This is a genomic window from Mesorhizobium sp. M7A.F.Ca.CA.002.04.1.1 (genome assembly GCF_004022805.1).
In the GTDB taxonomy this organism is placed as follows: Bacteria; Pseudomonadota; Alphaproteobacteria; order Rhizobiales; family Rhizobiaceae; genus Mesorhizobium; species Mesorhizobium ciceri.
In genome coordinates this window covers 5,418-12,952 of sequence record NZ_RZPL01000069.1, presented here as the reverse complement: position 1 = coordinate 12,952, position 7,535 = coordinate 5,418, and the positions used below count along the sequence as shown (strand labels likewise).

General features: G+C 64.3%; 9 protein-coding genes and 1 pseudogene. 8 read left to right on the top strand and 2 right to left on the bottom strand.

Features of this window, described 5'->3' with window-relative positions:
- Together ENZ75_RS06060 and ENZ75_RS06055 are read left to right on the top strand one after the other, a co-directional pair.
- Positions 1–272, top strand: a pseudogene (locus ENZ75_RS06060) (BMP family ABC transporter substrate-binding protein); the annotation flags it as partial.
- Between the two features lie 115 nt (positions 273–387).
- Positions 388–849, top strand: a complete 462-nt coding sequence (locus ENZ75_RS06055) for a GNAT family N-acetyltransferase (protein WP_063168986.1) — start codon at positions 388–390, stop codon at positions 847–849.
- On the opposite strand, the gene ENZ75_RS06050 is transcribed toward ENZ75_RS06055, so the two are convergent.
- A complete protein-coding gene (locus ENZ75_RS06050; protein ID WP_063168987.1) occupies positions 844–1,239 on the bottom strand; it encodes a hypothetical protein in 396 nt (131 codons plus the stop codon). The two genes, ENZ75_RS06055 and ENZ75_RS06050, sit on opposite strands and share 6 nt — an antisense overlap.
- A gap of 23 nt (positions 1,240–1,262) precedes the next feature.
- Positions 1,263–1,472, bottom strand: coding sequence for a SlyX family protein (locus ENZ75_RS06045; RefSeq protein WP_013529634.1), 210 nt, complete (start codon positions 1,470–1,472; stop codon positions 1,263–1,265).
- 227 nt (positions 1,473–1,699) lie between these two features.
- Between ENZ75_RS06045 and ENZ75_RS06040 the strand changes: the two genes are divergently transcribed.
- From ENZ75_RS06040 to ENZ75_RS06015, 6 genes are all read left to right on the top strand, one after another.
- Positions 1,700–3,232: an ABC transporter ATP-binding protein gene (locus ENZ75_RS06040; RefSeq protein WP_024502792.1), complete on the top strand. Its 1,533-nt coding sequence runs from the start codon at positions 1,700–1,702 to the stop codon at positions 3,230–3,232.
- Positions 3,229–4,368, top strand: a complete 1,140-nt coding sequence (locus tag ENZ75_RS06035) for an ABC transporter permease (protein WP_063168988.1) — start codon at positions 3,229–3,231, stop codon at positions 4,366–4,368. Before ENZ75_RS06040 ends, ENZ75_RS06035 begins: the two co-directional genes overlap by 4 nt.
- Before the next feature lies 1 nt (position 4,369).
- Positions 4,370–5,341 carry an ABC transporter permease gene (locus tag ENZ75_RS06030; protein WP_128277961.1) on the top strand — a complete coding sequence of 324 codons (972 nt, stop codon included), beginning with the start codon at positions 4,370–4,372 and terminating at the stop codon, positions 5,339–5,341.
- A gap of 55 nt (positions 5,342–5,396) precedes the next feature.
- Positions 5,397–5,789 (top strand): cytidine deaminase, encoded by a 393-nt coding sequence (cdd, locus tag ENZ75_RS06025; protein ID WP_013529630.1) that lies wholly within the window; start codon positions 5,397–5,399, stop codon positions 5,787–5,789.
- A gap of 30 nt (positions 5,790–5,819) precedes the next feature.
- Entirely contained in the window at positions 5,820–6,629 is an 810-nt protein-coding gene (locus tag ENZ75_RS06020) for a purine-nucleoside phosphorylase (RefSeq protein WP_024502795.1), read from the top strand.
- Positions 6,629–7,535, top strand: a 907-nt coding sequence (locus ENZ75_RS06015; RefSeq protein WP_245481131.1) for a thymidine phosphorylase, incomplete at its 3' end; no start/stop codon positions are given. The genes ENZ75_RS06020 and ENZ75_RS06015, both read left to right, overlap by 1 nt.

Genomic DNA, 7,535 nt, shown 5'->3' with positions numbered 1-7,535 from the left:
GCCTGCAGCCCGGCAAGGTGCTGACCTCGATGCTGAAGCGCGTCGACGTCGCCGTCTACACCGCCTTCATGGACGGCAAGAACGGCACCTTCAAGGGCGGCGTCGAGAATCTCGGCCTCAAGGAAGGCGGCGTCGACTACGCCATGGACGACAACAACAAGGCGCTGGTGACGGACGAGATGAAGGCGGCCGTCGAAAAAGCCAAGGCCGACATCATTGCCGGCAAGGTCGAAGTACACGACTATACGACTGACAACGCCTGCCCCTATTGAGCGGCACGAACACACAGCCATGATCTGCAAACCGCCGGGCGCCAGCCCGGCGGTTTTGCCTTTACCGGATCGAGCGAAACCTTCGCTCCGTGCCGGACACCGTTTCGAGATACAGATGCAGCCGACGATCGGACCCATGGGCGAGCACGACGTAGCAGCGGTCGCGCAACTGCGCCTGTCTGCCTTTTTCGAGGGAACCGGAAGGACTCTCGGGGAAGATGCGGCAGGGCTTCGCGACTTGATCGCCGGTGACGGTTTCGAGGCGGCATTCGTGGCCCGGATCGGCGACACCCCGGTCGGGACATGCCTGCTGGTGCGCCACGAACTGGAGCCCGCGCATGATCTGACGCCATGGCTGGCCGGGTTGGTTGTCGATGCAAGGTATCGACGCCGAGGCATCGCCACCGCGCTGGTCAAGGCAACGGAAGCCCATGCGGCGTCACGGGGCGTCGAGATGCTCTATCTCTACACATGGGATGCGCGTGGTTTCTACGCGGCCCTCGGCTGGAACACCGTTGAGATATGCCGTTCGGACGGCGAGACGATGGCTCTGATGTCTCGCCGGCCTCGCCTATAGCAGCTTCGCGGCGAGACAACCGAGCGCGAACGCCACCATCAGTCCGGCGGCAACCACAAATCCACGCCGGCCGCCCAGCGCGTGCACGCCGACGCCGTATGGCCGCTGCGACAGGCTTCGGATCACGGTTGGCGGCCTGGCGTCGCTCAGGCCAGAACTACGCATCTGCGGCAGGTCGCCAATGCGCTGCGTGATCTGCTTCCAGCGCTCTTCGCCATCCCCCGGTTCGGCACGGTCGAAGACGTGCATGCGCTCGGCAAGTCGCACGACCTCGTCGCGGAAGGCCGGGTCGATCTCCAGATCACGTTCGGCCCGTTCGCGCTCCGCATCGTTCATCAGGCCACGCACATAGTCGCTGGCCCGTGCAATGCGATCGCTTTCACTGGCCATGGCATGCGCCCTTCCCTTTTTCCTCACCAGTGCGGCGGCTTGGTTACAGGCACTTCATCTCCCGTCTGCTCCTCCAGCGCCAGGAAGCGATCCGTCAGCGCGTCGAGCTTGCGCTGCATGCGCTCGATCACTTTCCACTGCTCGGCGATCTGGCCGGACAGTTCCTCGATGGTCTTCTCCTGCTCGGCGGCGCGGATTTCCAGCGTCGTCAGCCGGTCGGCGGGTATGGTCATGTGAATTCCCCAGTCTTCACCGCGATGTCTTGCGCCGCGATGTCTTGCGCCGCAATGCGAATTTCGGCTCCGCCATACTAGCGAATGTGAAGGCCCCGGCCACGTTGCAAATTGACAAGCGCACCGGGATTTGTCGAGAGTGAACCTGCTCCGCCAATTGGCACGGGCGGAGCGTCATGCTAGGCGTTTTGACCAAGCGATAAAAAAATAAGAGTGGGACAGGCTGCATGGCGCAAGCCGCAATCGAGTTGATCGGCATCAACAAGAGTTTTGGTGCGGTGCGCGCCAACCGGGACATCAATCTTGAGATCGGTCGCGGCACGATCCACGGCATTGTCGGCGAGAACGGCGCTGGCAAGTCGACGCTGATGTCGATCCTCTACGGCTTCTACCAGGCCGACAGCGGCGAGATCCGCGTTGGCGGCCAGCCGGCTTCGATCAAGACCCCCAATGACGCCATCGCGCTCGGCATCGGCATGGTGCATCAGCACTTCATGCTGGTCGACAATTTCACAGTGCTGGAGAACGTCATCCTCGGCGCCGAAAGCGATGCGCTCTTGAAGAAGAGCATCGCCAAGGCGCGCTCCGAACTGGAGCGGCTGGAGCGTGAATACGGGCTGGAAGTCGATCCCGATGCAATCATCGAGGAACTGCCGGTCGGCCTGCAGCAGCGTGTCGAGATCCTGAAGGCGCTCTATCGCGGCGCCGAGATCCTGATCCTCGACGAACCGACGGGCGTTTTGACGCCGGCCGAGGCCGACCATCTGTTCCGCATCCTTCGGCAGTTGAAGGACCAGGGCAAGACGGTGGTGCTGATCACCCACAAACTGCGCGAGATCATGGCCATCACCGACACGGTGTCGGTCATGCGCCAGGGCACGATGGTGGCGACGCGCGAGACCAGGAAAACGACTGTCGAGGAACTGGCCGAGCTGATGGTCGGCCGGCGCGTGCTCTTGCGGGTCGAGAAGGGCGAGGCAGAGGCCGGCGCCGTCAAGCTCGCAGTCAAGAACCTGACGGTCAGGGATACGCGCGGCGTCACCATGGTCGACGACATCTCCTTCGATATCAGGGCCGGCGAGATCGTCGGCATCGCCGGTGTCGCCGGCAACGGACAATCCGAACTGCTCGAGGCGATTTCCGGCATCAGGCGTGCCGTTTCCGGCTCGGTCATGCTGGATGGCAAGCCGATCGACCTGACCGGTGCCGCCGACCCCGGAGAGTTGCGCGACCGTGGCCTGGCGCATGTGCCGGAGGACCGCCATCACGTCGGGCTGGTGCTGGCCTTCGAGGAGAACGAGAATTCGATCCTCGGCTATCACGATGATCCCCGCTATTTGAAGGGGCCGTTCCTCAACATCGATGCCATCCGCAACGATGCCAGGGACAAGATCGCCAAATACGACATCCGCCCGGCCGACTGCCGGCTGAAGACCGCCAATTTCTCCGGCGGCAACCAGCAGAAGATCGTGCTGGCACGGGAGATGGAACAGGACCCGGGCGTGCTGATCGTCGGCCAGCCGACACGCGGCGTCGATGTCGGCGCCATCGAGTTCATCCACAAGCGCCTGATCGCCATGCGCGACCAGGGCAAGGCGGTGCTGGTGGTGTCGGTCGAGCTGGACGAGATCCGTTCGCTGTCCGACCGTATCCTGGTGATGTTTGCCGGCCGCATCGTCGGCGAGCGCGGTCCGGAAGCGACCGAGGGCGAGCTCGGCCTGCTGATGGCCGGCATCGAGCACCAGGAGGCCGCGCAATGAGCACGCCTTACGCCAAACTGCCGGCCTGGGCCGACTATGGCCTGATCCCGCTGATCAATCTGTTCGTCGCCTTCGTCGTCGCCGGCTTCGTCGTGCTTCTGGTCGGCGAGAATCCGTTGCGCGCCGCCGTCATCCTGGTCGAAGGCGCCTTCGGCAAAGGCACAGGCATTGCCTTCACCCTGTTTTATGCCACCACCTTCATCTTCACCGGGCTTTCGGTCGCGGTTGCCGCGCATTGCGGCCTGTTCAACATCGGCACCGAGGGGCAGGCCTACATCGCCGGCCTTGGCATCGCCATCGTCTGCCTGAGCTTCGACAGTACACTGCCATGGTGGCTGACCTTCCCGCTGGCGATCATTGCTGCGGCGGCGGTGGGCGCATTGTGGGCGCTTATCCCGGCCTATCTGCAGGCCAAGCGTGGCTCGCACATCGTCATCACCACCATCATGTTCAACTTCATCGCCGCCTCGATCATGGTTTACCTGCTGGTCGGCCCGTTGAAGCCAGCCGCCTCGCAAGCGCCGCAGACGCGCAACTTCCTCGCCGGCGCGGAATTGCCCAAACTCAACTGGATCATCGAGCTGTTCGGCGCCAAGATCCGTTCGGCGCCGCTCAACGTCACCTTCCTGCTGGCGCTGGTCATGGCCTTCCTGGTCTGGCTGCTGATCTGGCGCACCAAGCTCGGCTACGAGATGCGCACCTACGGTCACAGCCCGAAGGCGGCACGCTATGCCGGCATTTCCGAAACCCGCATCATCATCACCGCCATGATGATCTCGGGCGCACTGGCCGGCATGATGGCGCTCAATCCGGTGATGGGCGATCAGCACAATGTCGCCATCGACTTCGTTTCCGGCGCCGGCTTCGTCGGCATCGCCGTGGCGCTGATGGGCCGCCTGCACCCTGTCGGCATCGTATTGGCGGCGGTCCTGTTCGGCATGCTCTACCAGGGCGGCGCCGAACTCGCCTTCGAGATGCCGGCAATCAGCCGCGACATGATCGTCATCATTCAAGGCCTGGTGATCCTGTTTGCCGGTGCCCTCGAGCACATGTTCCGGCGCTACATCCAGGCGCTGTTTGCCTCGTTCAGTCCGCGATCGGTCGGCATGGAAGCGGTCAAGGGGAAAGGTGCCTGAGATGGATGTGTTCAACGCGATCATCCAGACACTGGACTCCACCATCCGCCTCTCGGTGCCGCTGCTGCTTGCTTGCCTCGCCGGGCTCTATTCGGAACGCGCCGGCATCTTCGACATCGGCCTCGAAGGCAAGATGCTTGTCGGCGCCTTCGCCGGTGCGGCCGCAGCTTCCGTGTTCCATTCGGCCTTTCTCGGCCTCGGCATGGCGGTCGTGATCTCGGTCGCCTTCGCCATGATCCACGGCTTTGCCTCGATCACTCATCGCGGCAACCAGATCGTCTCCGGCGTGGCGATCAATTTCATCGCCGCCGGCTCAACCATCATCCTCGGCCGGGCCTGGTTCCAGCAGGGCGGGCGCACGCCGGCGCTGCAACCGGGCGAGCGCTTCGAGGCCATCACCTTGCCGGGCGCCGAGGCCATCCGCGACGTGCCGATCATCGGACCGATCTATGCCGAACTCCTGTCGGGCCACTCGATCCTGGTCTATCTTGCCTTCCTGATGGTGCCGTTCACCTGGTGGGTGCTGTTTCGCACCCGCTTCGGCCTGCGCCTTCGCGCCGTCGGCGAGAACCCGGCCGCCGTCGACACCGCCGGCATCTCGGTCGCCTGGCTGCGCTACCGGGCGCTGATCTGCACCGGCATCCTCACCGGCATTGCCGGCGCCTACCTGTCGATGGTGCAAAATGGCGGCTTCGTGAAGGACATGACTGCCGGCAAGGGCTATATCGCGCTGGCAGCCTTGATCTTCGCCAAGTGGAAGCCGGTCAACGCCATGTTCGCCTGCCTGCTGTTTGGCTTCCTGGACGCTGCGTCGATCCGCCTGCAAGGATCCCCGCTGCCCATCATCGGCAAGGTGCCGGCGCAGTTCATGCAGGCGTTGCCCTACATCCTCACCGTCATCCTGCTCGCCGGCTTCATCGGCAAGGCAATCCCGCCACGCGCCGGCGGCGTGCCTTATGTCAAGGAACGTTGAGCGACGGGTCGGCTTTGCGCCGGGTTTTGAACACGATCATCGGAGAGAACGCTGAATGTCGCATGATCTGTTCGAGGCCGCCAAGGCCGCCATGGCCAAGGCCTACGCGCCCTATTCTAAGTTTCCGGTCGGCGCTGCCTTGCGCACCGAGGACGGTCGCGTCTTTACCGGCGCCAACATCGAAGTCGCCTCCTATCCGGAAGGCTGGTGCGCCGAGACCACGGCGCTCGGCCACTATATTATGGGCGGCGGCGGCAAGATCGTGGAAATCGCCGTGCTTGCCGAACGCATGGCCAAATGCTCGCCTTGCGGCGGCTGCCGCCAGCGGCTTGCCGAATTCTGCCGGCCGGAAACAAAGCTCTATCTCTGCGACAATGCGGGTGTGGCCGAAACCGTGACCATGGGCGACATGCTGCCTTACGGCTTCCGCGGCGATATTTTGAAATGAGCAACAGGCTCAAATGAACAGCTGGCAACGATGACGGAAAAAGCCCTGGATCATCTCGTCGAAAGGCTGGACGGCCTGGCGCCGGCCACGGCACTGGTGCTCGGCTCGGGCCTCGGCGGTCTGGTCGACCAGATCGAGGACCCGATCCGCATCTCCTATGCCGACCTGCCCGGCTTTCCCAGAAGCGGTGTCACCGGGCACGCCGGCGAAGTGGTGGCAGGGCTGTTTGCCGGCGTGCCGGTGCTGCTGCTGTCGGGCCGTGCCCATTACTATGAGCACGGCAACGCCGCGGCGATGCGGCCGGTGCTGGAAGTGCTTGCCGGCATCGGCATCACGAAACTGATCCTCACCAATGCCGCCGGCTCGGTCGATCCGGACATGCCGCCGGGCTCGGTGATGCTGATATCGGACCACATCAATTTCTCGGGCACCAACCCGCTGATCGGCGAACCAAGCGACCGGCGTTTCGTCGGCCTGACCGAAGCCTATGATGCCGGCATCCGCCAGGCCATCGAGCGGGCGGCAAAAGCGACCGGCACCACCCTGCACAAGGGCGTCTATATGTGGTTCTCCGGCCCATGCTTCGAAACGCCGGCCGAAATCCGCATGGCGCGCATCATGGGCGCCAATGCGGTCGGCATGTCGACCGTACCGGAGGTCATTCTCGCCCGCTTCCTCGGACTGCGCGTCGCCGCCTGTTCGGTCATCACCAATCTGGCGGCCGGCATGACCGGGGCCGAGCTTTCGCACCAGGAGACCAAGGACATGGCGCCGGTCGGCGGCGCGCGGCTGGCGACGATCCTGCAGCGCGTGTTCCGCGACGGACTGCTGGAGATCTGATGCTTCCCCAGGAAATCATCCGCCGCAAGCGCGATGGCCTGAGGCTGTCGGAGGACGAGATCGCCGGCTTCGTCGCGGGCGTGACGTCAGGCGCCGTTACCGACGGCCAGGCCGGCGCCTTCGCCATGGCGGTGTTCTTCAACGGCATGAACCGCGACGAGGCCGTGGCGCTGACGCTGGCGATGCGCGATTCCGGCGATGTGCTCGACTGGTCGGACCTGCCTGGCCCGGTCACCGACAAGCATTCGACCGGCGGCGTCGGTGACAATGTCTCGCTGATGCTGGCGCCGATCGTCGCCGCCTGCGGCGCCTATGTGCCGATGATCTCGGGCCGTGGCCTTGGCCACACCGGCGGTACGCTGGACAAGATGGATGCCATCCCGGGCTACATCAGCCAGCCCGATGTCGCGCTGTTTCGCAAGGCGGTGCTCGAAACAGGCTGTGCCATCATCGGCCAGACCGCCGACCTCGCGCCCGCCGATCGACGACTCTATGCGATCCGCGACGTCTCCGGCACGGTCGAATCGGTGCCGCTGATCACCGCTTCGATCCTGTCGAAGAAGCTGGCGGCCGGGCTGCAATCGCTGGTGCTCGACGTCAAGGTCGGCAACGGCGCCTTCATGGAAAAATCGCGCGACGCCACCGCACTCGCCAACAGCCTGGTTGAGATCGCCAACGGCGCCGGACTGAAGGCCTCGGCGTTGATCACCGGCATGAACGAGCCGCTGGCGTCGGCCGCCGGCAACGCAGTCGAGGTGCGCAACGCCGTCGATTTCCTCACCGGCCGGTATCGTGACCGTCGGCTCGAAGATGTGACGCTGGCGCTGGCCGCCGAAATGCTGCAGTCGGCCGGGCTGGTGTCGTCCAACCAGGATGGCATGCGGCGCGCCACCGAGACGCTCGCCA

Bases quoted from the DNA above. Each gene is read 5' to 3' on its own strand.
- ENZ75_RS06035 (WP_063168988.1), top strand. From the start codon at position 3,229: ATGAGCACGCCTTACGCCAAACTGCCGGCCTGGGCCGACTATGGCCTG.
- ENZ75_RS06030 (WP_128277961.1), top strand. From the start codon at position 4,370: ATGGATGTGTTCAACGCGATCATCCAGACACTGGACTCCACCATCCGC.
- ENZ75_RS06045 (WP_013529634.1), bottom strand. From the start codon at position 1,472: ATGACCATACCCGCCGACCGGCTGACGACGCTGGAAATCCGCGCCGCC.
- ENZ75_RS06040 (WP_024502792.1), top strand. From the start codon at position 1,700: ATGGCGCAAGCCGCAATCGAGTTGATCGGCATCAACAAGAGTTTTGGT.
- ENZ75_RS06055 (WP_063168986.1), top strand. From the start codon at position 388: ATGCAGCCGACGATCGGACCCATGGGCGAGCACGACGTAGCAGCGGTC.
- cdd (WP_013529630.1), top strand. From the start codon at position 5,397: ATGTCGCATGATCTGTTCGAGGCCGCCAAGGCCGCCATGGCCAAGGCC.
- ENZ75_RS06050 (WP_063168987.1), bottom strand. From the start codon at position 1,239: ATGGCCAGTGAAAGCGATCGCATTGCACGGGCCAGCGACTATGTGCGT.
- ENZ75_RS06020 (WP_024502795.1), top strand. From the start codon at position 5,820: ATGACGGAAAAAGCCCTGGATCATCTCGTCGAAAGGCTGGACGGCCTG.